Annotated in this window: 19 protein-coding genes and 4 tRNA genes; 10 read left to right on the top strand and 13 right to left on the bottom strand. The window is 42.7% G+C overall.

The features are described 5' to 3' along the window. Positions 1-493: 493 nt before the first annotated feature. From IOD06_RS13345 to IOD06_RS13305, 9 genes are all read right to left on the bottom strand, one after another. Positions 494-568: transfer RNA gene (locus IOD06_RS13345), tRNA-Thr, on the bottom strand. A 119-nt stretch (positions 569-687) separates the two neighbouring features. Then, positions 688-761, bottom strand: a tRNA-Gly gene (locus tag IOD06_RS13340). 81 nt (positions 762-842) lie between these two features. Continuing rightward, a tRNA-Tyr gene (locus IOD06_RS13335) sits at positions 843-926 on the bottom strand. A gap of 67 nt (positions 927-993) precedes the next feature. Continuing rightward, positions 994-1,069 (bottom strand) — tRNA-Thr (locus tag IOD06_RS13330). Positions 1,070-1,262: 193 nt separating this feature from the next. Next, positions 1,263-2,759 carry an anthranilate synthase component I family protein gene (locus IOD06_RS13325; protein ID WP_194621255.1) on the bottom strand — a complete coding sequence of 499 codons (1,497 nt, stop codon included), beginning with the start codon at positions 2,757-2,759 and terminating at the stop codon, positions 1,263-1,265. Positions 2,760-2,954: 195 nt separating this feature from the next. Beyond that, positions 2,955-4,298, bottom strand: a complete 1,344-nt coding sequence (locus tag IOD06_RS13320; protein WP_194621254.1) for an FHA domain-containing protein — start codon at positions 4,296-4,298, stop codon at positions 2,955-2,957. Positions 4,299-4,377: 79 nt separating this feature from the next. After that, on the bottom strand, positions 4,378-5,232 hold the full coding sequence (locus IOD06_RS13315; protein WP_194621253.1) for an RsiV family protein: 855 nt from the start codon (positions 5,230-5,232) through the stop codon (positions 4,378-4,380). A gap of 269 nt (positions 5,233-5,501) precedes the next feature. Further along, complete coding sequence (locus IOD06_RS13310; protein WP_010201724.1) at positions 5,502-7,097, bottom strand: peptide chain release factor 3; 1,596 nt, start codon at positions 7,095-7,097, stop codon at positions 5,502-5,504. Between the two features lie 190 nt (positions 7,098-7,287). Continuing rightward, positions 7,288-8,193 (bottom strand): hypothetical protein, encoded by a 906-nt coding sequence (locus tag IOD06_RS13305; RefSeq protein ID WP_194621252.1) that lies wholly within the window; start codon positions 8,191-8,193, stop codon positions 7,288-7,290. Between the two features lie 309 nt (positions 8,194-8,502). On the opposite strand from IOD06_RS13305, the gene IOD06_RS13300 reads away from it, so the two are divergent. The 3 genes from IOD06_RS13300 (at position 8,503) to IOD06_RS13290 (ending at position 13,197) form a co-directional block, all read left to right on the top strand. Next, positions 8,503-8,916 (top strand): Ohr family peroxiredoxin, encoded by a 414-nt coding sequence (locus tag IOD06_RS13300; protein ID WP_194621251.1) that lies wholly within the window; start codon positions 8,503-8,505, stop codon positions 8,914-8,916. A gap of 329 nt (positions 8,917-9,245) precedes the next feature. After that, positions 9,246-12,212, top strand: coding sequence for a DNA polymerase I (polA, locus tag IOD06_RS13295; protein ID WP_194621258.1), 2,967 nt, complete (start codon positions 9,246-9,248; stop codon positions 12,210-12,212). 448 nt (positions 12,213-12,660) lie between these two features. Then, entirely contained in the window at positions 12,661-13,197 is a 537-nt protein-coding gene (locus IOD06_RS13290; RefSeq protein ID WP_194621250.1) for a hypothetical protein, read from the top strand. A 51-nt stretch (positions 13,198-13,248) separates the two neighbouring features. On the opposite strand, the gene IOD06_RS13285 is transcribed toward IOD06_RS13290, so the two are convergent. Continuing rightward, positions 13,249-14,553 (bottom strand): right-handed parallel beta-helix repeat-containing protein, encoded by a 1,305-nt coding sequence (locus tag IOD06_RS13285; protein ID WP_194621249.1) that lies wholly within the window; start codon positions 14,551-14,553, stop codon positions 13,249-13,251. A gap of 196 nt (positions 14,554-14,749) precedes the next feature. On the opposite strand from IOD06_RS13285, the gene IOD06_RS13280 reads away from it, so the two are divergent. Next, a complete protein-coding gene (locus IOD06_RS13280) occupies positions 14,750-15,082 on the top strand; it encodes a hypothetical protein (RefSeq protein WP_010201734.1) in 333 nt (110 codons plus the stop codon). A 102-nt stretch (positions 15,083-15,184) separates the two neighbouring features. Here the strand turns inward: IOD06_RS13280 and IOD06_RS13275 are convergent, their stop codons facing one another. Next, the gene (locus IOD06_RS13275; protein WP_194621248.1) at positions 15,185-16,024 is read right to left on the bottom strand and encodes a BPSS1780 family membrane protein; all 840 of its coding nucleotides are present in this window, start codon (positions 16,022-16,024) and stop codon (positions 15,185-15,187) included. Between the two features lie 191 nt (positions 16,025-16,215). Next, on the bottom strand, positions 16,216-17,235 hold the full coding sequence (gene hemH, locus IOD06_RS13270) for a ferrochelatase (RefSeq protein WP_189582626.1): 1,020 nt from the start codon (positions 17,233-17,235) through the stop codon (positions 16,216-16,218). 300 nt (positions 17,236-17,535) lie between these two features. On the opposite strand from hemH, the gene IOD06_RS13265 reads away from it, so the two are divergent. From IOD06_RS13265 to IOD06_RS13245, 5 genes are all read left to right on the top strand, one after another. Beyond that, positions 17,536-19,059, top strand: a complete 1,524-nt coding sequence (locus IOD06_RS13265) for a homoserine O-acetyltransferase (RefSeq protein WP_194621257.1) — start codon at positions 17,536-17,538, stop codon at positions 19,057-19,059. Then, a complete protein-coding gene (gene metW / locus IOD06_RS13260) occupies positions 19,056-19,673 on the top strand; it encodes a methionine biosynthesis protein MetW (protein ID WP_010201738.1) in 618 nt (205 codons plus the stop codon). Before IOD06_RS13265 ends, metW begins: the two co-directional genes overlap by 4 nt. Before the next feature lie 402 nt (positions 19,674-20,075). Next, a complete protein-coding gene (locus IOD06_RS13255) occupies positions 20,076-20,657 on the top strand; it encodes a tetratricopeptide repeat protein (RefSeq protein ID WP_010201739.1) in 582 nt (193 codons plus the stop codon). A gap of 211 nt (positions 20,658-20,868) precedes the next feature. After that, entirely contained in the window at positions 20,869-22,224 is a 1,356-nt protein-coding gene (locus IOD06_RS13250) for an AbiH family protein (protein WP_194621247.1), read from the top strand. A 332-nt stretch (positions 22,225-22,556) separates the two neighbouring features. Continuing rightward, complete coding sequence (locus IOD06_RS13245; protein ID WP_227670065.1) at positions 22,557-23,642, top strand: rhodanese-related sulfurtransferase; 1,086 nt, start codon at positions 22,557-22,559, stop codon at positions 23,640-23,642. 209 nt (positions 23,643-23,851) lie between these two features. On the opposite strand, the gene serA is transcribed toward IOD06_RS13245, so the two are convergent. Continuing rightward, entirely contained in the window at positions 23,852-25,078 is a 1,227-nt protein-coding gene (gene serA / locus IOD06_RS13240; RefSeq protein WP_194621246.1) for a phosphoglycerate dehydrogenase, read from the bottom strand. A gap of 336 nt (positions 25,079-25,414) precedes the next feature. Between serA and IOD06_RS13235 the strand changes: the two genes are divergently transcribed. Continuing rightward, on the top strand, positions 25,415-26,424 hold a 1,010-nt coding region (locus IOD06_RS13235), incomplete at its 3' end, for an FAD-binding oxidoreductase (RefSeq protein ID WP_194621245.1).

Below are 26,424 nucleotides of genomic sequence, written 5' to 3'. Positions count from 1 at the left end.
CCGATGGTACCGACGTTGACGTGTGGCTTGCTGCGTTCAAACTTGGCCTTTGCCATGGGTATTTCCTCTTTTTTTGGTGAATCTTTATCAGTCAAAGATCGATGAATAGCTGTTTGACGGCTTATGATGCGTATAAAACCATCAAACCGTTGACGCTATGGCTTATCTACTAAAAATTACTTTATCGTGTTGCTTTTAAATGCTTTAGTACAATATAAACACCGTACTTTTATATGCAGGCATTATACCTACTTTTCAATCACTAACTTTTCAAGCATTACACTGTAATTATACAACATTGTCATTACAGTATTTTTTCGTGAATGCAGTTGATTTAGAAATTGACAGCACTAAAAGGCAACACCTCAGTGTCACCCTTAAATTTTTATTTACCGTACCAATTTTTTATTGTTTTCAATATTCTATAATTTCGATATCGACATAAAGCGGTGTGTTAAAGTAGCAAAGCAAACATAAAAGGCTAAATAATAAATGGAGCTCATATCGAGAATTGAACTCGAGACCTCTCCCTTACCAAGGGAGTGCTCTACCGCTGAGCTATATGAGCATGCTTTTAACAACTACAGTAGCCAACCAGTGGGTTGCACTAAAAAAAATATCACGATACAGCAATAATATACTGACTGTCGTGATGAATGTTTAATAGTTTTTGCGATTGTGCCTATATGGAGCGGGTGGCGGGAATCGAACCCGCGTCATTAGCTTGGAAGGCTAAGGTGTTACCATTATACCACACCCGCATTTACTCTTCTGTAAGCTCACTCTAAGAAAGAGTGATTATATATCGAGTATGCTTGGCGCTATGACAAACTTAGAAAATATGGTGGTGGGAGAAGGATTCGAACCTTCGAAGCTTTCGCGACAGATTTACAGTCTGTTGGGTTTGACCGCTCCCCAATCCCACCTTAGGTTGCTTTGAATAAAAATGGCTTTAATTCAAGACATATTCATAAAAAGCTACTTTGAGAGAGATGGTGCCGACTGCCGGGATCGAACTGGCGACCTACTGATTACAAGTCAGTTGCTCTACCAACTGAGCTAAGTCGGCTTGTTCTCTCAAAGTGGTGGCTATTCTATCAAATATTTGGACAGACGCAAGCTCTTTTTCATGTTTTTTCCAATTATTTTAATAATAATATTCAAGACATTGATTATATTGCTATTTTTTTCAGATAAAAATTCAAGCTTGATGGCTCTTTATGCTTGCGACTCTTATTTTTGCGATACGACTGACAATATCGCTAACGAATATACAATCCATTACAGGCCATTTTTACCGCTTTTACCAATATAAGTGCTTTTTTATTGGTTTCATCCCACTTCGCCTCTGGCACAGAGTCGGCATTGATCCCTGCCCCTGCTTGGATATGTATTTGGCCACGGCGCATCACTGCTGTTCGGATAGCGATAGCCGTATCCATATTCCCATTCCAACCCAGATATCCTACTGAGCCCCCAAACACTGTTCGACGCACCGGCTCTATTTTGTCAATGATTTGCATGGCACGAATTTTAGGTGCGCCTGATAATGTACCAGCAGGAAAGGTAGCGCAAAACACATCTAGCGTATCTTTATCAGGCAGCACCTTGCCCTCAACATTGGACACAATATGCATGACTTGTGAATAACGCTCGATAGACATCTTTTCAGTGATTTTCACACTGCCATCTGTACAGACACGGCAAATATCCTCGCAGCTTAAATCAATGAACCTTAAATGCTCTGCAGTCTCTTTTTCATCGTTGAGTAGCTCTTGCTCGAGTGCTAGGTCTTCTGCTTCATCTCGGCCACGCTTACGGGTACCAGCCAGTGGACGCACCGTCACTTTGCCGTTTTCGATACGTGACAGGCTTTCAGGAGAAGCGCCAATGATATCAAAACGCTTGTGATCATCAAGCGTATAGCCATGTACCAAAAATAAATAAGGTGATGGATTAAGGTATCGTAGCGCACGATAGACAGCCAGTGAGTCACCTGTATAATCCGCCGTCAAACGCTGTGATGCGACCACTTGCGTCACAGCGCCTTCTTCGATGTGAGCTTTTATCTTTTTGACGTCGCCAACATATTTTTCTACACTTGTCTGCGAGGTAAAAGCTGGAGTCGGCATAACTGGCGCAGATAAATTTGACGGCTCTGCCAACTTCTCTTCGATTTTTTCTAGCTCACGTATGGCCATGCTATAACCATCCTCAGCCTGACAATCAGCATAAACAATAATTGATAAAGTATTTTCTAAATTGTCAAAGACGATGACGCTCATCGAGAGCATCAGCCACATATCTGGCATTAACATCGGATTAGGCGCATCAGACAGGCCTACACTAGGCTCAATGACCCGCACCATGTCATAGCCAAAGTAACCCACCAAACCGCCACTGAAGCTCGGTAATGTGGGAATATCCTTAACTGTTGGCATCTGGTACTGAGCCATTAACTGACGAATATATTCAAATGGATTTTCTACTGACTCGGTGTCCGTATGATCGTTTTTTTTGGTCGTCATACTACCGTTAGCATACTGTACTATCAGATCACTGCCCAAGCCTATCATAGAGTATCGTGCCCAGCGCTCACCACCTACCACGGACTCAAACAGATAAGCAGAACCATTCAAATCACGTACTTTAGAGAATACCGACACGGGCGTTTGCGCATCCATCAAACGTTTTTTTACCAAAGGGGCATGACTAAAGCCTTGATTTTTGAAAGCTTGATATTCTACAAAGGTCATCATAGTAGCTGTCTCTTAACACAATATTGGCAAAAGGCCATAAACTTAAAAGCAATCTTAAAAAGAGAGTAAAAGCACAATTAAAATATAGCGTCAACACTCTCATGAACGTTGACGCTATAGAACGCTAGTTATAAGTATAAGGATGTTAGCCTTAATGCATCTCAGCATGACATGATGGACATGCCAAAGCTTGGCTTATACACCGCCCATATTGAACAGCCATAGCGCTAAGCCAATGATAAGAATGACGGCAAACACCCATATAAACCAACCACCGCTGGGCTTCTTCTCTACGTATCCAGCATTGGCAGGGTTATCAACGGCTTGATCCATGGCATTATTACCTTCGGTACCGAGATCGTGATCCTGTCCTAGATTGGCCGTACCTGAAAACTGAGCAGTTGCTGCTTGCTTAGCACGTAAGACATCCGGATCAGCCTCTTCCTGCAGTTCAGTTTTGGTGGTTTTGTCATGCTCTGCACTGTCTAATGCTGGTTGCTCGACAACGGGCTGTTTGGCTAAAGGCTTTTCAGTAGCAACAGGCGTCTCAGCAACAGGCGTCTCAGTTATTGTTTCTGTAGGCATGACCTCTTTAGACATAGCATTCTCTTGCTCAGTAATGGGCGTCGGCTCGTCTACTGCGGCGGCGGCAACTGGAGTCGCTTGCACAGGTGTGGTATCCACAGTATCTTTGGCGGTTAAGACTTCTTCGATCATCGTTTCTTTAACGACTGGAGTAGCTGCCTCATTAGTCTTATCAACCTTGCTTTCGGTAATATCCGCTGGTTGAACAGGAGTGCTATCCGAGCTATTCACTGATGACAACACATCTGCAATGATGGTTTCTTTCACGATAGGCTCAACCTCTACAGGCGGCTCAGGATTCACTTCTGGTGTATCAGTAGCCATCTCTGGTTTGTCAGCAACAGTCGGTGCTACCTGCTCTTCTACGACGGGAGACGGACTAATCTCAGAGTCAATGGTTTTGGAAGCAACAGTTTCAGAATCAACACTGCTCGAATCGGCAACGCTAGACTCAGCATCATGGGTATTAGCATCATGGGTATTAACAGAATCTGATGCGAGAACTGGCGCAGCAGTAACATCAACGACAGGTTCGTGGTCGACTATCGGTTCTTCAGCGATGACTGGCTGCTCTACAGCTTCATCCACTACAGCCTCATTTACGACACTCAACGGCGTTACTGTGAAGGCAAAACTGGCAAAGCCAAGCGTATCATTGGCCTCAAGGTGCTTAGACTTATTGCTATCAATACGTTGCTCATTAATAAACGTCCCGTTAGAGGAGTCCAGATCTTTGACGTACAGCTTACCGTTTAGTACGCTCAGCACCGCGTGATTGCGTGATACTTCCTTGCTGCCAAGTACGACGTCATTATCACTACCACGCCCCACAGACAAGCTGTCGCTCACAGTTAGTGCCAGATCACCCAGCGCTACTGTTAAGGCGTTGAGACGCCAAGTATCTGTAACTGTTGACTCTGTTGTCGCTACTGTGTTTTCTATATCGCTCGTCATAACATCGCTCCTTAATTTATTATTAAATGTTCAATGGTTTTCTAAAATTTATGACTCATATTATTTCGGAATAAAACGGTTATTTGGGCATGAAACGCGGCTTGATCACACCACCAAGCTTACTGTAAGGGATACTTAAGACTGGCATCCCATAAGCATAAGGCCCAATAGAATAATGTTGATAGCGAATATCGACGCCTTTATCCGTCAATGTGACGTTATCACTCAGGGTAAATGGCCAGTTTTTCTCATAGCTGCTCAGGTCATTATCGACCGTTTTTACCCATGTTTTATAAGCAGCGTAAGCTTGCGCCTCAAAACGTGATTTTTTGCCCGTCTGTAACATATCTGCCAGCTGGATTTGCTTTTTGCTGCTGGCATCGAATATTAAATACTCACTATAGGGCATGCCATGCGCGCCACCTGTAAACACATACGAGTTGATTTCAAACAACTCAAAATCACTCACATGCCCCAAATAATCAGGCGTGACCATCAAATTATACGACCCTGAACTGTCGTTTGGCATATCTATAAATTGTGAGCTCGCAAAGTCATCAAGAGCTGCCTTGACGATGGCTGGCGTCGCTCTGGTGTTAATAGATGCTGACTCAGTCGGTTTACTATTGACGACGAAATGATTGATACGGGCATTGGTCATATCGTTTATCCAATCATGATTGGTTTTGAGATACTTAATCTCGATCTCTGGACAATTCTGTCGTTCGGCACATTTCTCTTGCACATCGTTGGGCAACTCATAATCAAAATAGTCGGTACTGCTAATGAGATTACCCGCATTAGCTGACAACCCTATTGCCCCAAATAGTAGGCCAGTCACTAACGTACCAACTCGGCGTAGACTGGTCGTTCTCAGTACTAACGATTGGTTGGCTTTTGGTGTGGCGCTACTAGATTGAGGCATGGCTGTCATAATTCTTTCCATAAAAAAACAATGGTTAATAATATAATGGTTAATAATATTCTACCGTAACTACTGTGATGTATTGTTGAAACACTGTTTGTGTTTTTGAGGTATTAATCTTTTGAAGTGCCAGTTTCAAAATGCTAGTATCGATGTTTATGAGAAATAGCGATTTAATAACGGACTAAACGACAGGCAATAAAAAAGACACGGCTAGCGTGTCTTTTAAAAGATAGAAAATAGGTTTCAACCATTTGCTCATACTTAAATAACAGATATTAATGCTCGCGAGTATTGCTAAAAGTCACTTCTGGATAACGATCTTGCATCAGCTGCAAGTTGACTCGCGATGGCGCAAGATAGGTCAGATAACCACCGCCATCGATTGATAACTGATCGTGGGCTTTTTTCTTAAACTTAGCCAAGGCCACATCATCATCGCAATGGATCCAACGTACAGTCGCAATCGATACTGGCTCAAAAATACATTGAACCTTATACTCTTCTTTGAGACGATGCGCGACCACTTCAAACTGTAGCACACCCACCGCGCCCAAGATTAAATCATTGTTAATCTGCGGCATAAAGACCTGTGTAGCGCCCTCTTCACTTAGCTGCTGTAGACCTTTTTGTAGAGCCTTGGATTTCAGAGGATCTTTTAGAACGACACGTCGAAACAATTCAGGCGCAAAATGTGGAATACCGGTAAAGTTCAGCTCCTCACCTTCGGTAAAGCTATCGCCAATAGAAATTGTCCCATGATTATGCAGACCAATAATATCACCCGGATAAGCTTCTTCTAGCGCTTCACGGTCACCGGCGAGAAAGGTCAGTGCATCCGCAATACGCACGTCTTTACCCAAGCGTACATGCTTCAGCTTCATGCCCTTCTCGTACTTACCTGAGCACACGCGTAAGAACGCAATGCGGTCACGATGACGCGGATCCATATTGGCCTGAATCTTAAAGACAAAACCTGTAAAATCTGTCTCAGATGCTGAGACTTCACGCTCAGTAGTCGGATGGGCTTTTGGGGGCGGTGCATATTTTACAAGGGTATCGAGTACCATATTGACACCGAAGTTACCCAGTGCCGTACCGAACAATACTGGCGTCATCTCGCCCGCTAAGAATGCCTCTTCGCTAAAGTCTTCTAGCGCCATTTGTACCAGTTCAAGCGACTCTTCAAAAGCATCAAACATCAGCTTCCCAAGACGCTCGCGTATGTCCGGATAATCATAACCGTCACGGGTCTCAGAGACCGTCATCTTGCCGCCATTACCTTTTTCGTAAAGGTAAGTCTTATTTTCGGTCAAATGATAGACGCCAACGAAATCCTGCCCCATACCAATCGGCCACGTCAACGGAATACATTTAATCTTAAGCACTGTTTCAATTTCACTCAGCAGCTCAAGCGGCTCGCGAATCTGACGATCTAGCTTGTTCACAAATGAGATAATCGGTGTGTCACGCATGCGGCAAACTTCCATCAATTTGATGGTTCGTTCCTCAACGCCTTTCGCACCATCAACCATCATTAGCGCGCTATCGACAGCGGTCAACGTACGATAGGTATCTTCACTAAAGTCGGCGTGACCCGGCGTGTCTAGTAGATTGACCATATGGTCTTGATAAGGGAACTGCATGACTGAAGTGGTGATAGAAATACCACGCTCCTGCTCCATACTCATCCAATCGGACGTGGCATGACGGTCAGTTTTTCGGCCTTTTACTTCGCCAACCACCTGAATCGCTTGACCCCATAGCAGCAGCTTTTCGGTCATGGTGGTCTTACCCGCATCGGGATGCGAGATAATGGCAAAGGTGCGGCGTTTGGCCACTTCTTTGTTCAATTTCTTTGGATCTACGCTCATAATTTTTGGCTTCAACCTTAACTTCAAAAAGGCTGTCTCTTAGACAGTAACTTTCTTTTGGGTATTAATTTCAATAAATAAAATAAATAATGGGCGTATTGTAGCGGATTTAGCGTGAGGGTGCAGAATTAGCGCATAAAAAAACACTCTCTAGATCGTTAAATAGAGAGTGTCAGTCATTTTTTGGAATTTAATAATAGCGCGTGATTTGCGCTGCCAAGAAGTCCCCTGCCACCTCATTGACTAGCGTACAGTCAACGACACCGCGCACACTGTTGATATTCGGGTCAATGCGGCCTTGCGCCACATAATCGGCTTCATAAATATCATTATCATATTCAACACCATTGTATCGATAAGCAGGCTGGTTGTTAAACTCAAAAAACGTCACTTGCGCCGCTTTTTGGTCGTTGTCAAAACCCACTCCAAAGCGCGAGGTGCTAAAGTCTCTATCGTCGTTAAAACGTTCTTCGGCCGCGTCAATCCATCTGTTTAGCGTACTATAGCCCGTTTTATTACTGTCACTAAAGGCTAAAAACGAGCGCTCGCTAGTGACAACTGGAATATAACAAACCGAGCCAGCTGGGAACGTCACATTGGCTGGAATATCAGGATAGTTGTTCAAATCAGTAATGATGCCGCGGCTGTTGTCTATATTGGTGCCAGAACTATAACTACCAGCGTTCAAACCTGCTAAATCAAGGGTTTTATAGGTGGTCTCATAGTTCAATTTATTGTTGCTGTTTGTCTCATAAATAGGACGTTTAACCGTGCGACCATTGACTTCAATATCGTTATTTTCCAGTCTACCTTCAAAATCATCTGCCAGCACGGTTCTGTCTAAGTTATTAAGACTTTGGTTGTTGTAACTGTTGACCAGATTTTTTATTTTTATTTCACGTCCACCAGTACGGTAGGTCTGTTCGATTCGCGCAATGGCGCTCGCGTTGGCTTGGTTGTCATAGCTATTAGAAAAGCTCGTCAGCGTAATTTTATTGCCGCCTGAACCGTAGACACCGTCATCGTCTTCGCCACATCCCACGAGTGCCATCGCGAGCAAAGATAAGGTCATAGGCAAAAATACTGTTGCTTTCATAATAAGGTGTCCTTACGGTTAGGATGTTTTGCACATCTCTGCTGATAATGTGCGTATGAAATTGGTATGAAAACCATGTTACTAGTTTACATCAATGTCGCCATGACTTATATATCTAAAGCCATTAATTGTGTAGCAGGGCTTATTGGTGAATGTTAAAAATATTCTCATTATCCATGCAAATGCTCACTTACAAAGTCGTAGCATATAGTTACGACTGACCTATGGAGCTAGGCGCATAGTTTGTTATGCTTAATGGCTGATTGAATTTAACAATTATATAAATAAACCAATTACAAAGGATTTGTTATGAAAACTCTATACTCTACTCAAGCAACCGTCACTGGCGGTCGTTCTGGTAAAGCTAGTTTGCAAGATAGTGATTTGACCATTAATATGGTCGCACCGGGTTCAGGTAAAGACGGTAATAATCCAGAGCAATTATTTGCCATGGGTTATGCGGCTTGCTTCGATGGCGCACTTGCGGCAGTCAAAGGCGAAGAAAAAGCAAAATTTGACTCGACCACTCAAGTATCGGTAGATTTACGTAAAGGTGAAGGTCTAGACTTTCAATTGGCGGTGAAAATTCATGTGGCTGCTGAAAACACTGGGCTATCTGCCGATGAATTTCAAAAGCTGGTCGAAAAAGCCAATAAAGTTTGCCCATACTCGAAAGCCACACACGGTAATATCGATAGTGAAGTGACGTCAGAAGTAAAATAATTCCTGATCAATGACAGTATCAGTAATAGATATAAAAGAGCTCAGTTAACGCTGGGTTCTTTTTTTTCTTAAATTTTGGTCAAAAAACAATAACGCTATAGTGGATTCACTTTAAAACAGATACAGTGCGACTGGGATGAATTTTTCGTAGCCTCTGTGATAGCAGCAAGCAAGGAAAATTGATATCAGCCATACCGTCGCGTTTTTATAATGTTTTAACTATAGAACCTATCATAACTTTTAAGCAGTTCGGCACACATCATTTTTATCGTTATAATAAGCACATATTTCTATCTAATAGCTGATAAGTGACTTCTATGACTGATCCTATGACCGACTTCATTACCGACAGTGACCACAATTCCCATCAAGCGATTGATCCTGCCGCTTTGCCAAACTTTGATACCATGCCCAATGTAGCGACCATGGACACCAGTCATGTGGACAGCAATCAGCCCCCTTTTATTTTGGTTGATGGCTCTTACTATCTGTTTCGCACTTATCATGCCTTACCAAAGACCATGCAAAACTCGCAAGGCCTGATAACCAATGCTATCCGTGGTACGCTCAATGCGTTACTCAAGCTGATGCGTCGTTATCACCCTACTCATATGGCCGTCTGTTTCGATACCAAGTCACCGACTTTTCGCCACCATATGTCTGCTGATTACAAGGCCGCTCGCCCGCCCATCGACATAGAGCTGGTAGAGCAAATTCCTTATATCCATCGCTTGGTGACCGCATTAGGTATTCCGCTGTTACGTATCGAAGGTGCAGAAGCCGATGATATCATCGGGACACTGGCGCATCGTGCAGTTGAACAAGGCCATCATGTGGTTATCTCAACTGGCGATAAAGACATGATGCAGCTGGTTAATGACTGCGTCATATTGGAAGACAGCTTTACTGGCAAAGTCACGGACACTCAAGCGGTCGTAGACAAACTTGGTATTATGCCAAACCAAATGATTGATTTTTTGACATTGATGGGCGATGCCTCAGACGGTATCAAAGGCGTGCCTGGTATCGGTAAAAAAACGGCAAAAGACTTACTCGTTGAGTATGGCGATATCGGCAATATGTTAAAGCATATTGGTTTTATCAAAGGTCGCGGTGCCAAAGGTTTGATTGAACACGCTGACGATATTCCGTTTAATAGGAAGCTTGCCACCATCGTGACAGACTTAGCTATCGGTCAAGATTGGAACGATCTGAAAATCAATACCGATCCTTGTGCTCATATAGACGAATTACGCGAATTGTATAATGAGCTTGAGTTTAGAAACGAGCTAGCGTCTCTTGACCACCCAAATCATCCTGCAAATGGCTCGCAGAGTGTCGCTGACAGTCAAGCAAACACGGAATCACAAGCGCAAATCGCTAAGTCGCTACAATCAAGCAAGATGGATAATATCACTGACAGCCAAAATCCTGATAGAGCGTGGCACACGATTTTAGACGAGCCTGCTTTTGAGAGTCTGGTCCAACTACTAGAGGCTGCGCCGCATTTTGTCATTGATACCGAAACCACTAGCGTTTATTGGCGTCAAGCTGAAATCGTCGGCTTATCTTTTGCCGTACAAGCGCATGAAGCCTATTATATTCCGCTGACGCATAGTCTAGAGGGTGACGAGCTAACGGCTAAACAGCTCGACCGTGATACCGTTTTAACACGCCTAAAGCCAATTTTAGAAAATCCAAATATCGGTAAAATCGGTCAACACCTAAAATACGATGCGCATATCCTCAGTCATTATGATATCGACTTGTTAGGTAGCATTCATGCCAATCCTAATAATTGGGCGATGGATACCATGCTTGCCAGCTACGTGATTAATGCTGCGATTACTCGCCATGGTATGGACGATTTAGCACGCCATTATCTACAAACGCAAACTATCAGCTATGAAGACGTCGCTGGCAAAGGCGCTAAGCAAGTCACCTTTGATCAAGTCGCCATTGATATCGCTAGCGATTATGCTTGTGAAGATGCTGACATTACCTATCAATTATTTGAGGTGTTCAGCGTTGAGCTGGCGAACGATGCCAATAATGCCAAGCTGCTACATGAGTTAGAGATTCCAACGGCAGAGATCCTGTGCCAGATGGAAGCAAATGGCATTTTAATTAAACGCCCATTCTTAAACGAATTATCAAAACGCTTCGATGAAGAAATTATCGCGCTTGAAAAACAGGCTTATGAAATCGCTGGTGAAGAATTTAACTTAGGCTCACCCAAACAATTGGGTGAGATGTTATTTGAGAAACTCGGTGTTCCGGGTGGCAAGAAAACCAAATCCGGTCAATACTCTACTGGTGAAGCGGTATTATCAAAAATAGATCATCCATTGGTCGATATCACCTTAGAATATCGCGGACTATCTAAGCTCAAAAGCACTTATACCGATGCGCTTGATAATGTCGCAGATAGCGAAACTGATCGTGTGCATACCAGCTATCATCAGGCATTGACCAGCACGGGTCGTTTGTCTTCGACTGATCCCAATTTACAAAATATCCCGATTCGTACGGCAACTGGTCGCCTAATTCGCCAAGCCTTTATCGCACCAGAAGGTCGCGTGATTCTCGCAGCGGATTATTCACAAATTGAATTGCGTCTCATGGCACATTTCTCAGGTGATAAGAACTTAACTGACGCCTTTAACGAAGGGTTAGATATTCACGCTGCGACTGCCGCCGAAGTGCTTGGCAAAGAGGTCGTAGATGTCACGCCAACTGAGCGCCGTAATGCCAAAGCCATTAACTTTGGTCTGCTATACGGTATGAGCGCCTTTGGTCTGGCTAAGCAATTGCAGATGAGCCGAAATGAGGCGCAAGACTATATCGATATGTACTTTGATCGCTATCCGGGTGTGAAAAACTATATGATCAATACGCGCGCCAGCGCTCATGAGCAAGGCTATGTCGAGACGATATTGGGTCGTAAACTCTATACCCCTGATATCACCCATAGCAACCGCATGGTCAAGCAAGGCGCTGAACGTGCGGCGATTAATGCACCACTACAAGGCTCAGCGGCTGATCTAATTAAGCTTGCTATGATTGCCGTCGATAAGGTATTGCCAAAAGAGCAAGCTAAGATGCTGCTACAAGTCCATGATGAACTGGTGTTCGAAGTCGATGCCGATAAGGTCGATGAGATTAGCCAGTTGATTACCGATGCAATGCAAGATGTCTTAAGGACGACAGCCGTGGAAAAAGGCTGGAACGTCGACTTTGCAGTGCCATTATTGGTTGAGACTGATAGTGGTCAAAACTGGGATGAGGCGCATTAATTACAGACTGTCACTCGCTTAGACCTGAGATAAGTGGTCTTTAAATGCTTAGAAAAAGTAAAGATTTCTAATAACCAAGACTACAATGAATGATTAGGGCGTGTCTTCATTTCAAAAATGGTGATAAAAATGAGATAAATTGCCGTCAAACAAGAAAAATAGTGCAGATAATATCGGGATATTAACCAGCTATTTGACGATGTTTGGCAAGATTTAGCCATTTTTAGCCCATTCAGATGACTATCGAGTGAATTGAAGACACGCCCTAACTATTATTCATATTAACAATCACTTATGACCAGTTGGTTATATTTTATAACGGTAATATCTCAGTATAGGCGTTATAATGGTGGCACATTAAATCATAATTATTCATTCATTATTTTTTGCTTTGAAGTGAGCCTTTGCGCTCACTTTTTTGTTTTTTAAAAATCGGGAGTCATTTATTTTGAGTTCAGATGGCATCATTGAAGCCCCTGGCATTATACTGTTGATAGCATGTCTATTGCGCAGCTCACAGTATGTTATACAGAGTCATATCAGACAAATTAAGGCTTTTTGGTTGGCAACGGTGCTGGTTTTTGTCGCTGTTATTCGTCGAGAGTTGAACTATCTACCAGATTTACTGGTTCCCAGTGATTTTTCATTTCTCAATCAGTCTTATGACTGGTGGGAAGACAGTGTACTGACCCTTATTTACCTCGTTGCGCTTGGCTTATTGGCTTATTCGAGGCGTTACCTTTGGGCAGTGTTGAAGAACGTTCATGTCTCACTCTATCTCAGTGTCACTGTATTGGCTGTGATACAGTATATGGGAGAGAACGCTATCGTGTTCCCTCACGCTTTTGGTGGGATAGTTGAAGAGCTGGCTGAAACCTTTATTTATTTGATTGCCTTGCTGTATTTATGGAAATTTACATTAAGCGACTTTGAATCCTGCCTGTTGCACAAGTTAAATGATGGATTGAGCCACGCCAATCACTAAAACTTTCAGTGCAGTGTTTATGGTCTATCAATATTGCTTAAATATCTACGGCTACTCAATATGGGTAGCCGTTTTGCTTGCAGCGCTAATCTCAATGGCTTGTTCGATAGATTTATCGATAAAGGTATTGTTTTTAATCTGCGTATTCATTATTGCTCCGACTGTGCTTTGTTCACGAATCTCAGAACCAACACTGATAGGTAAGCGGACGTTTGCTGCGAACTTATTGCCCTTAATCAGCGTGCCGTCATCCTCTACGATAATCCCCTGCTCGACTTGCCCAAAACGGTTATTAATGATCTGATTGTCTTTAGCACTGTCTAAATGATAGCTGGCAAATGGCGTTTGCTTAACCAAATAAGCACCGCATTCAAAACCTTTCAGATTGCGTGACTGTCTTGATGCCACCCATACACCAACTGGCTCATCTTCAAAATTATTGTTAGCGATAATATTGTCACGGCTCGATTCGGTACGTTTAAAATGATTGCCCCGCGTCGGATCATCGGCGTGCTCAAAGCAATTGCGATATAACAATATACTGCCTGCGCCATTATGGATAAATTGGTTATTTGCGATACGATTGTTGCTCGATGAATCGACGGCGATAGCTTCACGATTGGGTTTAAACGTACGAAAACCATTCCCGACGAACACAGAGTTTTTAATCACGTTATCGCGACTACCAAACTCTAAATAGAGCCCAACGGTGCCTGCGTTTTGGATATGCACTTTATCAAAAGTGATGTCATGCACATGATCGCCGACGAACATCCCACTATTGATACTATTGCGACTGCTGACATTAATGACTCGGATATTACTTGGCGCAAGAGCACGGTTGGCAGCAGGACTAATAAAGCCACGCGCGTAACGCTCATTGGGATTGCTATATTGGCGAATGTGCAGCGCATGACCGTAGCCCTCCACATGACAATTGGCAACGGCAATATTGTCGATAGCCACATCCGCTTTAGGCTTAATGGTAATAGCACTAGCTTTTGATGGGTCATCAGCCGTGGTACTAAGCCGTGCGCCTCGACAGTCGAGTGAGCTGTTTGAGTGGTTTAGCTCAAAGCGTATCGACTTGCCTGTCAAATCACAGCCGTTACTGAGTGCGCTATGACCTTTTACCGTCACCGTCTGCTTGGGTTTCAATGGTGCACAATTTATTATCGTCGTAGCTTTTGACAGCTTGGCATCGATTATAAGCGGCGGCTGTACATGACTCGTTTCTCTCATACCCTCAGGATTAATAAAAGGCAAACGTTCGCAAGCTGTCATGCTTACCGTGACACCCATCAACGAGGCTGTTATTAATGATAATGTGAGTAAACCCTTCTTGCTAGCTACCATTAAGCACCTCTTATTTATTGTCCGTCTTACATTTTTTGAACATCCTGTGACACCTTACTACTATCAGTAGCTATCATAACGCGTCACACTAACTTTGATAAATGAATCTTGATAAACAAAATCAACAATAACAGCTGATAATTATCTAATAATAACCGCCAACCTAATAATAACCACCGATAATAAGGAAACCACTATGGATAATTCAAAGAGTCCGCTACCAGAAAATATGGATCACATTGAAGGTGATACAAACATCAATGATAACAGTCAAGAAGTGAATCTAGACAATCCTATGCTGCACACGATTGATAATGATGACGTGATCGACAATAGTGCTGGGTTTGATAATTCAGAAGTCGGTACAGATGCCACGCAAGGACTAACGCCCATGCATCGCCAAAATATCGACGAATCACGTGTCGATGAAGTCTTAGTGCAAGACAATTTAGATGACAATAATTATCCAGATGCGATGGATATCGCTGATAAAGAAGCAGCAGAACGTAGTAACGATGACTCTTTTTAGAACAACTCTTTAGTCATAAAAAAATCCCGCTCGATAGCATTGAGCGGGATTTTTTGCTTCTTAAAAGGCACTTAAATTTTAAGGTTTTATCAAATTCAAAAACTACACTGCTGACACTGGCTGATCGGTCCAAACATCTCGGTAGCTGGTGTAGTAAGTGAGCAACATAATTGGCAGTATCAACAATACACCCAGTCCCAAGGTCAGCATAGTCAGGATAGGTAATAACAACACTGATATTAAACCATACACTAAAATAGGCATGACATTAACTTTGCCTGCTTCAAAGCTTTTTTTCATGGCGGCAATGGGCTTGAGGTTATGTAGTACCACTAACGCTGGCGCAAACCATAGTGCCATATAAAGTGGGATTATCAGTAGCATAGACAACAGATAACCAAGGAAAATACTTCCTAAAGAGATATCATTCATCATTCCGTAACTACTACCCATACCGCCTGTCATCATAGAAAACATCATACTACCCATAGCGATAAACAGCGGAATCATACAAATAATAATACCCACTAAATATAATAAGCCAAGGATTAGCAAGGGCTGCCAGTGACTTTTAAATGCTGAAAATAAATGATCAAAACGCAGCTCTGCCCCTTGCGATTGAGCTGCTGCACCTTTAATAAAGCCCCCAAGAAACATAAATAGAGTCGGTATGATCAGGATATTTAATAAAGGTATTGAAGAAGCAATGCCAACGATTATTAGAAATGTCACACTCATGCCAAACCATAATAGTGGTTGATCTTTAAACAGCCCAAACGCTTTAACAATCCAGCTCATGCCAGCCGCTGCATCACATTTTCTTGGACTTGCCAATAACTGCGGTAATAGGCCGCCATACTCATCAGTTGGTGGTAAATTTGGTGGTTGTCCGTTAGGTTTTTGTAGAGACACATTGGATTGTGAATGGTTAGAGCTAGACATAGTCATCCTTAAAGACAAAGTTAAGCAAATATAAAATTAGCAAAGGTTTTAAATAGTTATTTGGCATATTCTCACACATTGATAACGAATACCCCAACTTTATTTCATTCTAGTCAATTCAATTAAAACCATTTAGGCAAAAAAATACCGGATGTTATGTCCGGTATTTTTTGATTTGCAAATTTAATCAATTAAGCCCAACCATCCAAAGTGCCTGCCCAACCTTTGACCAATGGCGCACTCATGGCTTCTAATAAATCAATATGTGCCTCATCGGCATTCAGCGCTGGGATATAGTGATACTCTTGCCCGCCAGCATGAAGAAAGTTCTCACGGTTCTCAATCGCCAATTCTTCTAAGGTTTCTAGACAATCCGCTGAGAACGCTGGACTGAGAATTTGTACTGATTTTACACCTGATTTAGCCCATTCATCGAGTATAACGTCGGTATAAGGCTTAACCCATTCTTGCTTACCAAAGCGTGACTGAAAGCTGATAATCCATTCATCATCTTTTAAGCCAAGCGCTTGTGCCACTTGCGCTGCGGTACATTTGCAGCGTCTAGGATAAGGATCGCCTTTATCCATATACGGCTGCGGAATACCGTGGAAGCTAAACATAAGCTTGTCAGGTTTGCCATGTACCGCTTGAAAGCGACGAATACTATCCGCTAATGCTTTGATATATAAAGGATGCGCGAAGTAGTCTTTAACTATCGTAATATTAGGCAAGTTACGCTGCTTTAGAGACCATTTAGTAATGGCATCGTACACTGCGCCCGTTGAAGTCGCTGAATACTGTGGAAATACGGGTAACATCACAAAGTGGTCAACGCCCTCGCTACGCAGTTTGTCCATCACATCGGGCAAACCTGGATTACCATAGCTCATTGCAGAATGGACAGAAACGCGAAATGGTGCAGCCTGCTCAGCCAAACGCGTATCTAACATCGCTACTTGTTGGTTCAGTATATTGCGCATTGGCGAGTCACCATCCCAAATACTGGCATAAGCTTCTGCCACGCGTTTAGGACGGCTTGGCAACACAAACAGATTCAGGATAATCGCCCACAGGAATTTTGGGATTTCAATCACACGCGGGTCTGATAAAAACTGCTTTAGATAGCGACGCACGGCAGGCGCTGTCGGCTCATCAGGCGTACCAAGGTTGACCAATAGAACAGCAATACGTGGGGGCAGTTTTGGTTTCATAAAGTACTATTTTATTATTAGGTTGATTAAAAAAGAATATAGGATAAACGATTATTAGTGTAGCATTTTATAGCGCGATAACGCATGGTAAAAGTAGCAACCCTACAATTTGATACGCACTGAGTTTTTACTGTGCGCGAAAGACTCAACTCGAAGGTTGTGCTCATCCACGCATCGCCATACAATAGGCAAGCATATTGCCGTCCTATTTTTTATTGATAATTGTCGTCTTGCGAGGTAGCTTTGAACGCACGTCCTGATAGTACTACCAGTGACCACTCCCCAAAGGATCACGCTCATGTGGATAGCTCAGTCGATACCGTTGGCTCAGTTGGAATCGTCACACCACAGAACTTCCATTTCGCTGAACCCTTGACCTTGGAGTGCAATCGAACCTTGCCCTCGTTTGACTTGATGGTAGAGACTTATGGCACCCTCAATAGCGGTAAATCAAATGCGATATTAATTTGTCACGCCTTATCTGGTAACCATCATGCGGCAGGCAGGTATAGTGCCGATGATAAAAAGGCAGGCTGGTGGGACAATATGATTGGCCCTAATAAGGCCATCGATACCAATCGATTTTATGTGGTGTGCCTCAATAATATCGGCAGCTGTTTTGGCTCGACAGGTCCTACGACGCTTAATCCTGATAGCATCAGCGCAGATGACGAAAGCACTAGCACTGAACCACCTGTTTATGGCCCTGACTTTCCACTCGTTACGATTAAAGACTGGGTGAAAACGCAAGCCATGCTCTCAGATCGTCTCGGCATTGACGTATGGCACGCCATCGTTGGCGGATCTATGGGCGGCATGCAAGCACTGCAATGGTCAGTCGACTATCCAGAGCGGCTAAAACGCTGTGTGGTGATTGCTAGTACACCAAAGCTCTCTGCACAGAATATCGCCTTTAATGAAGTAGCACGTCAGTCTATATTGTCTGACCCTGACTTCAAAGATGGTCGCTACTTACAAGCAGGCACCTATCCTCGTCGCGGACTAATCCTCGCACGAATGGTTGGTCATATCACCTATTTGACCGATGATGCGATGAAAGCCAAGTTCGGTCGTGATTTAAAATCTGGCAAATTTATGTATGGCTATGATGTCGAGTTTCAGGTTGAAAGCTATCTACGCTATCAAGGTGAGCGCTTTAGCGAAAACTTCGATGCCAATACTTATTTGCTTATGACCAAAGCGTTAGATTACTTTGACCCAACGCGTGGCTATCTGTCAGTACAATCATCCGTACAGCCATCAACACCATCAGTAGACTCTACAAATCCGTCGGAGTCTGGAGTGCTACTTGAGGACTCAATCGCGGCGTCTGTCGAAACGACCAAAAATGCGACTGAAGAATCTGCTAAATATGAGCTTGCAGATGACTTAGCTACTGACAATGTCGCCACTGAAAACTTAAAAACTGATAATGTGGCAACTGACAACTTAAAAACTAATAATGAACCCGACAATGACAATGATGCTCAAACTGACAATGAAATTGATCGTCAGCAAGAATTAGCGGCGCTCAAAGCGGCCTTTGCCCATACTCAGTGTCAGTACTTAGTGGTGTCGTTTACCACCGATTGGCGCTTTGCCCCTGAGCGCTCGCAAGAGATTGTCGATGCCTTAATGGCGACTGGAAAACCCGTCAACTATATCAATGTCGATGCACCGCATGGTCATGATTCCTTCTTATTCGATATCCCCCGTTATATGGGTGCCGTCAGAGGGTTTTTGACCGCGCCATTTATCACGGACAGCCAGTCAAAAAATAGTCAGTCGAAAAACAGCCATCGGAAAACTGGAGAGCGCTCATGAGAATGGATCATCAATTGGCTGAGCGTTGGATTGCCCCGCAGTCCCACGTACTAGACTTAGGCTGTGGCAATGGCGAATTGCTCGCGCATTTACAACAAAATCGTGGCGTGACGGGATATGGGCTTGAGATTGACGAAGAAAAAATCAATGATGGTATCGCCAAAGGGTTGTCCATCATTGAGCAAGATCTGAACGATGGTCTCGCGCGTTTCGCTGATGATAGCTTCGATACCGTCGTCATGGCGCGTGCCCTGCAAGCGGTCAAGTCACCCGATGTGCTCTTGCTTGATATGCTGCGAGTTGCCCGCGAAGCAGTTATCACCTTCCCTAACTTTGCCCACTGGCAAAACCGGCTGCATTTAGGGCTTAAAGGCATGATGCCCGTTTCAGAAGCGCTGCCTTATGAATGGTATAACACGCCAAATATTCATCTATGTACCTTTAAAGACTTTGAGCAGCTTTGTGCCAAGCATGACATTCATATTATTAACCGCTTTGCCGTTAGTGATTCGGAAAAAGGTCACACACCGCTCATGAAAGCATTGATACGCCAAGCGCCAAATCTGCTGGCAGACGTCGCTATTTACCGCGTGACCAAACAAAAACCCGTATAGTTATAGGCAATTCTACTTCCTTTCAAGCTATCTAATGATGGCTAATACACACCTTTTTAACCTTAATACATTGTTAATTCTTTATTACCTCTTAGTAACTCTATGATTTTGTTGAGGACGCTAAGGTAGTGTTGAGGATTAAATCGTGTAATTAGTATTTGAGTTTCGTAAGTTTGGGTGTTAAGCTAGCAAAATAGTGTCAACCGCACCCTGATTTCGACCGTTTATCGGTCCGACTAACGGTGATTGCGACACTCAATGATTAATTATATTGCTAATAATTAGGTAGGTTTATATCGCAAGATTTCACCTAATTGTTATCACCGCCTAACTGTCTTTAGCGAGACAATGTTTAGCGGTACAACTCTTTTTGCTTATTAACTGCCTAATTTTGGAGCTGCTATGAAATTATTAAAAGCTGCGTTGTTCACTGCCTTGTTTTCTTGTGCCGGCCTTGCCAACGCTGAGTTAATATCAAACGTGCCACTTGATACCTCACGTTTTGAGCTAATGCCTGTCAGTGAATTGTCTAATCGTGCTGCCCAAGGCAACGATCACGCTCAGTTTTACTTAGCCAAACGTTTGCAAAAAGGTGAAGGCATTGCCCAAAACACCCAGCAAGCCATCCAATGGTATACCAAAGCTGCTCAGCAAGGCGTTGCCCCTGCTCAGTTGAATCTTGCCATCATGTACTTGCGCGGTGAAGGTGTGCAGCCTAACTTGCAACAAGCGAAAGTTTGGTTAGAGAAAGCCGCCATGCGTGGTGATAACCGTGCCAGCTATACGCTTGCTTTGTTAGATGAGAAGCAAAAGAATTTAGTCGATGCTTATAAATGGTACGACTTGGCTGCCCGTGATGGCATGCTAGATGAAAAAGTCCGTAACAAGGCTCGTGGTAAAATCGGTCAGTTGGCATTGAACTTATCAAGCTCAGATATCGCTAGCGCTCGCAGCAAAGCGGATACTTGGTTTCAGAGTAAGTAAATCTAGCAACATACAGTTTTAGTTTAAAAATAAAAATCCAGCCTTTGCGCTGGATTTTTTGTGTTTGGTGCTATAGTTAGTTTCTGTTATTAAGCAAAGTGATATGAGCCTAGATAGATTTGGACTAGAAGGAACTACTAGTTCTATATAGATCAAAATCAATGTCCTTAAAAAACAGATATTGTATAATAAAAATCTAAGGAACATTCGTATGAGTGGAACAAGAAAAATACTAATATTAGGTAATGGGTTTGATTTAGCTCATTTTTTACCTACCAAGTATGACCATTTCATGCACGCTATGCGTAATGTGGAAGCCTATAGTCAAGATACTCCAATGACTTTTCAGGAATTATATACAGACTTAATAAGTAATGAAAATTACTTCTTTGAAAATACTATCAACTTCTATAAGACTGAGGATGTAGTCTTACCGTTAGAAAAAGTTAAAGACCTTCAAGATAAATTAAAAAATAATGGTTGGTTTCAATATTTTAAAAGCTATATTGATAGTGGTATTGACACATGGATAGACTTTGAAAATGAGATGGAGACAGTGCTAGATGCTGTTTGTCATATGATTACTGAAATAGAAAGCAATATAGAATACTTTGTTTCAACCCTAGATAAATCTAAATCTTTTCTTAGTACTGACTTATTTAATATTCAATTAATAAGGAAATATCCATTCTTACATGACGTTCTCTGCAAATTCTCTATAGCAGATGAAAATGACATAGCAGATGGTAGAGGATTAACTATAAATTCAAGCTTCATAAAGTATTATCAAAATAATCCTTTGAATATTGATGAATCAAAGATATTTAAGTCTCTAGAGCTACAATTGATTCAATTTATAGATATATTTTCAAATTATATTGAGTTTATTAACAGACTAGAATCAAATCTAGAGTTAAAAGTACCTAAAGTACTCGAAGATGAGCTAGAAATGATTTATAGCTTCAACTACTCATCCACTATTGAGCGTTTATACAAACATACAAATATTAAATTTTTACACGGAAAAGCTGGTGAAAAAGAAAATAACAAAATTGTCTTAGGCATCTCAGATCTAGAAAACAAACTATTGAAAGATGAGAGGGCATATGGATTTGTGAAGTATTATCAAAAAATGGTAAATAATACTGATTATCAGTTTCTAAAACCTAAGTCATTGATAACAGAAATAGAAGAGCGAAAAGTAAAAAATGAAGGCTTTGAGTTCTGGCATCCCATTGAAATTTATATTTGGGGTCACTCCTTAGACTCCTCTGATAGTGACTACGTTCATGAAATATTTTCATTCAATAATGGTATAGAAAATTCAATTAGAGTGATTGTGTACTACTACGATAAACCGCATGCTCAAATGGCCAATTTAATATCAATTTTAGATAAAGATATCGTTGAATCATGGATGAAAAATGAGTGGTTAGAGTTTATACGAATGCCTGATATATATAAATTAAATTTTGATAAAGATTATTTAGATAGTAGTACGAGTGAGTTTTCTAGATCTGTCTCTAAACCAATAATAGAATATAAACCTATAATCATGAGCCTTTAATCTAAATAGGAGTTACACAGAATTTGGTATGCGCCCAAGCAGGATAATATTTTGAAAACCCAAATATATCCCTCAGGCACAGTGATGCTTTCTATTCAAAACCCATCCAAAATTTGCTACACTACCCGCGCATTAGCTAATCCCACAATCGGGCTAGTGTTATACCTCATTCTAAACCAACCAAGTCTATTTCAAATGAATGCGATATAAGGAAGCCGAGCACAGATTGTACCCAGAGTACATCGAGCGAGGATGACACAATAGCGTGTTTATTTGAACCAGACTGTTAACCCAACGCACTAGGTTTGCGACCTAGCCAGCAGGAGAAACACATGAGCATCACTCAAGACAAAAATATAGATGGCAATATCCAAGACAACACAGTAACTGATAACAAGTCAGCCCCCGTTTACGATAGCGTCACCAATAATATCGTCGTTGCTGCCCTTTATAAGTTCACGCGCTTTGCTGACTTTGAGCAATATCGTGAGCCAATCCTAAATACCATGCTCGATAACGACGTTAAAGGCACTTTATTGATTGCCGCTGAAGGCATTAACGGGACGATTTCTGGTACGCGCCAAAGTATTGACACCGTCCTTGACTACCTGCGTAATATCGAAGCGATTGGCAGTTTTACCTTTAAAGAATCTTATACCAACGCCCAGCCTTTTTATCGTACTAAAGTGAAGCTCAAAAAAGAAATCGTCACGATGGGTGTCGAAAATATCGATCCTTTGCAATCGGTCGGTCGCTATGTAAAACCAAGCGAGTGGAATGCGCTTATCTCTGATCCTGAGGTTATGCTCATCGATACCCGTAACGATTATGAAGTGCAAATCGGTACGTTTCAAAATGCGGTCAACCCGAATACGGAAACGTTCCGCGAGTTCCCAGAATATGTGGCAAAAGAGCTTGACCCAACGAAGCATAAAAAAGTCGCGATGTTCTGTACGGGTGGTATCCGCTGTGAGAAATCTACTGCCTACTTACGAGAGCAAGGATTTGAAGAGGTTTATCATCTAGAAGGCGGCATCCTAAAATATCTAGAAGAAGTACCTGCCAGCGACTCTATGTGGCAAGGCGATTGCTTCGTCTTTGACAATCGCGTGTCGGTCAATCACAATTTAGAAAAAGGCAGCTATGAGCAATGCTTCGCTTGCCGCATGCCCATTACTCAAGATGATATGCAAAGCTCCGCCTATATCAAAGGTGAGTCATGCCCGCATTGTATTGAGAAGGCAACCGATGAGCAAAAAGCGCGATTCCGTGAGCGTGAGCATCAAATGCAGCTAGCGAAAAAACGTGGTGAAGCGCATATCGGCAGCGACGTAATGAATGTCATAGAAAAGCGTAAAACGGCTAAGATAGAAGCACGCCGCCAAGCAGAAGAAGCCAATCAAGCCAAAAATAGATAAACAGTCTTACTTCAAGCTAAACAAAAAAGAGAGGCTCTAATTAATAGAGCCTCTCTTTTTTTATGACAAATTGTCAGTGCTTATCAAAACAATCAACGCTGATATAGTTGATCCAATTTGAAAGTGGTACAAGGCAACCGAGTGCAGATGTATATGTAATACTTCAAGCGAGGTTAACGCTGTAACGCTTTTATAGTGGATTGACTATACTAGAATAAGATACGTACGCGGATAGTCTCTTCTACGTCTTTCAGCTGATCTAACGCAGCGGTCGAATCATTGTAATCGACATCCATGACCAAATAACCAACATCGCCTTCCGTCATTAAGCTCTGTGCCAAGATATTGATATGCGCTTCAGCAAACAAGCGGTTAATCTGTGACAGTACGCCCGGTACGTTTTTGTGAATGTGCAGCAGACGATGCGAGTTTTCTTTGAATGGAACAGACACTTCTGGGAAGTTAACAGCGGTCGCAGTATCACCTTGATCAGAATATCTAACGAATTTATCCGCCACTTCCAAACCAATATTAGCCTGCGCTTCTTGAGTTGAACCACCAATGTGCGGCGTCAAAATAACATTGTCAAATTTACGTAGTGGTGACTCAAACTCTTGGTCAGCAGATTTTGGCTCTTTCGGAAACACGTCAATCGCCGCGCCCAAGATTTTACCAGACTCAAGCACAGCAGCTAGGTCGTCAATTTCGACGCACGTACCGCGTGCAGCATTGATAAAGTAACTGCCTTCTTTCATTTGAGCGAATTGTTCAGCTTTCATCATATAGCGCGTGCTTGGGACATCAGGTACATGTAAGGTCACGATGTCGGCAGTTGATAATAACTCTTCTAAGTTACTTACTTGCACGGCATTGCCTAGTGGCAACTTGGTGACAGCATCATGATAAATGACTTTCATACCGAAGCTTTCTGCCAATACTGACAGTTGTGAGCCGATAGAGCCGTAACCGACGATACCGATGGTCTTACCACGCACTTCATGTGAGTTGGTGGCAGACTTACCCCAACCGCCGCGATGCACAGTCGCATTCTTTTCAGGAATGCCGCGATATAGCATAATAGCTTCGGCCAATACCAGTTCAGCCACCGAGCGGGTATTTGAGTATGGGGCGTTAAAGACTGGAATACCCAGTTCACGAGCGGCTTCTAAGTCTACTTGGTTGGTACCGATACAGAAGCAACCAATACCGATCAGCTTGTGCGCATGCTCAAGTACTTCACGAGTCAGCTGCGTGCGCGAGCGAATACCAATAAAGTGAGCGTCTTTAATCTTTTCGATCAGCTCATCTTGATCCAGCGCGTGACTGATATTTTCGATGTTATGATAGCCAGCACCTTCCAATACTTTTAGAGCATTGGCATGTAGACCTTCAAGCAATAAAAAACGTATTTTGTCTTTCTGTAGTGATAACGCCATATGAGAACTGTCCTATAATTGTCTTATAAAAATCATCAGTGGGATAAGTCTGAGGGATGAAACGAAAACAGTCCCGATATCTTACACAAAATTCGACGTCGATGTTAGGAGATTAGATGAATTATTGGTTATCAAGCCTGAAAAATTTTTATGCTATAGTGAATCATTCTGTTTGAAACTGACCAGACCATTTTTTTGTAATTTACAGCCTGCCATATAGACAGATTATCACCTACTTATTGCCATCACGAGCTGACTGATCACTGAATTTAGAGATATTTCGTTATATAATAGTCAACCCCAGCATCGTGTTTACGCTAATATTGAGATTTTATCATGACGCCAACTACCGCTCAGCCTACACCCGAAACCAATGCAACTGCCGTCCAAGCTATTTTGAGTACTTTAATTGATACTCATGAGTTTGATGCCAGCCAAATCAAAACCGACGCTGAGAGCTTAGAGCATTGGGGCAAAGACTGGACCAAGCACTTTGCGCCTGCTGCTGCTGCCATTGTTTTTCCAAAAACTACCGAGCAAGTGCAATCTATCGTACTCCTTGCCAACGAGCACAACGTTGTTCTGACTCCAAGTGGCGGTCGTACTGGTCTATCAGCTGGCGCCGTGGCTGCTAATGGTGAAATCGTCGTTAGTATGGATAAAATGAACCGTATCGGACAGTTTTATCCTGCCGATCGCATGGTCGAGATTGAAGCAGGTGTGGTCACTCAGCAGTTGCAACAGTTCGCAGAGTCCAAAGACCTCTACTACCCTGTCGACTTTGCCTCAGCAGGATCAAGTCAAATCGGTGGCAATATCGGCACCAATGCTGGCGGTATCAAAGTGATTCGCTACGGCATGACCCGTCAATGGATCATGGGGCTGACTGTGGTCACTGGTAAAGGCGATATCTTGCAGCTGAATCGCGGTATGGTCAAGAACGCCACAGGTTATGATCTGCGTCAACTGTTCATCGGTAGCGAAGGGACACTAGGGTTTGTCACCCATGCACAAATCAAGCTTGAACGTCAGCCACAAGACTTAAACGTCATGGTGCTCGGTATGGACAGCTTTAATGACGTCATGAACGTACTCTCTGCCTTTCAAGCACAAATTGACTTAACCGCATTTGAGTTCTTTGATGACGTGGCGATTGACAAGTTAATGGCACATGGTCAAGTACAAGAGCCGTTTGAGTCGCGCACTAAGTTTTATACATTGTTAGAGTTTGAAGCACCATACGAGCCGATCATGGATAAGGCGATGGCGATATTTGAGCATTGTATGGAGCAAGGTTGGGTCGTCGATGGGGTGATGAGTCAAAGCCTCGCGCAGGCAGAAGAGCT

Source organism: Psychrobacter sp. N25K4-3-2 (assembly GCF_015351755.1).
GTDB classification, from domain to species: Bacteria; Pseudomonadota; Gammaproteobacteria; order Pseudomonadales; family Moraxellaceae; genus Psychrobacter; species Psychrobacter glaciei.
Note: the sequence above shows the minus strand (reverse complement) of the source record. Positions and strands in the feature narration are given on the sequence as shown.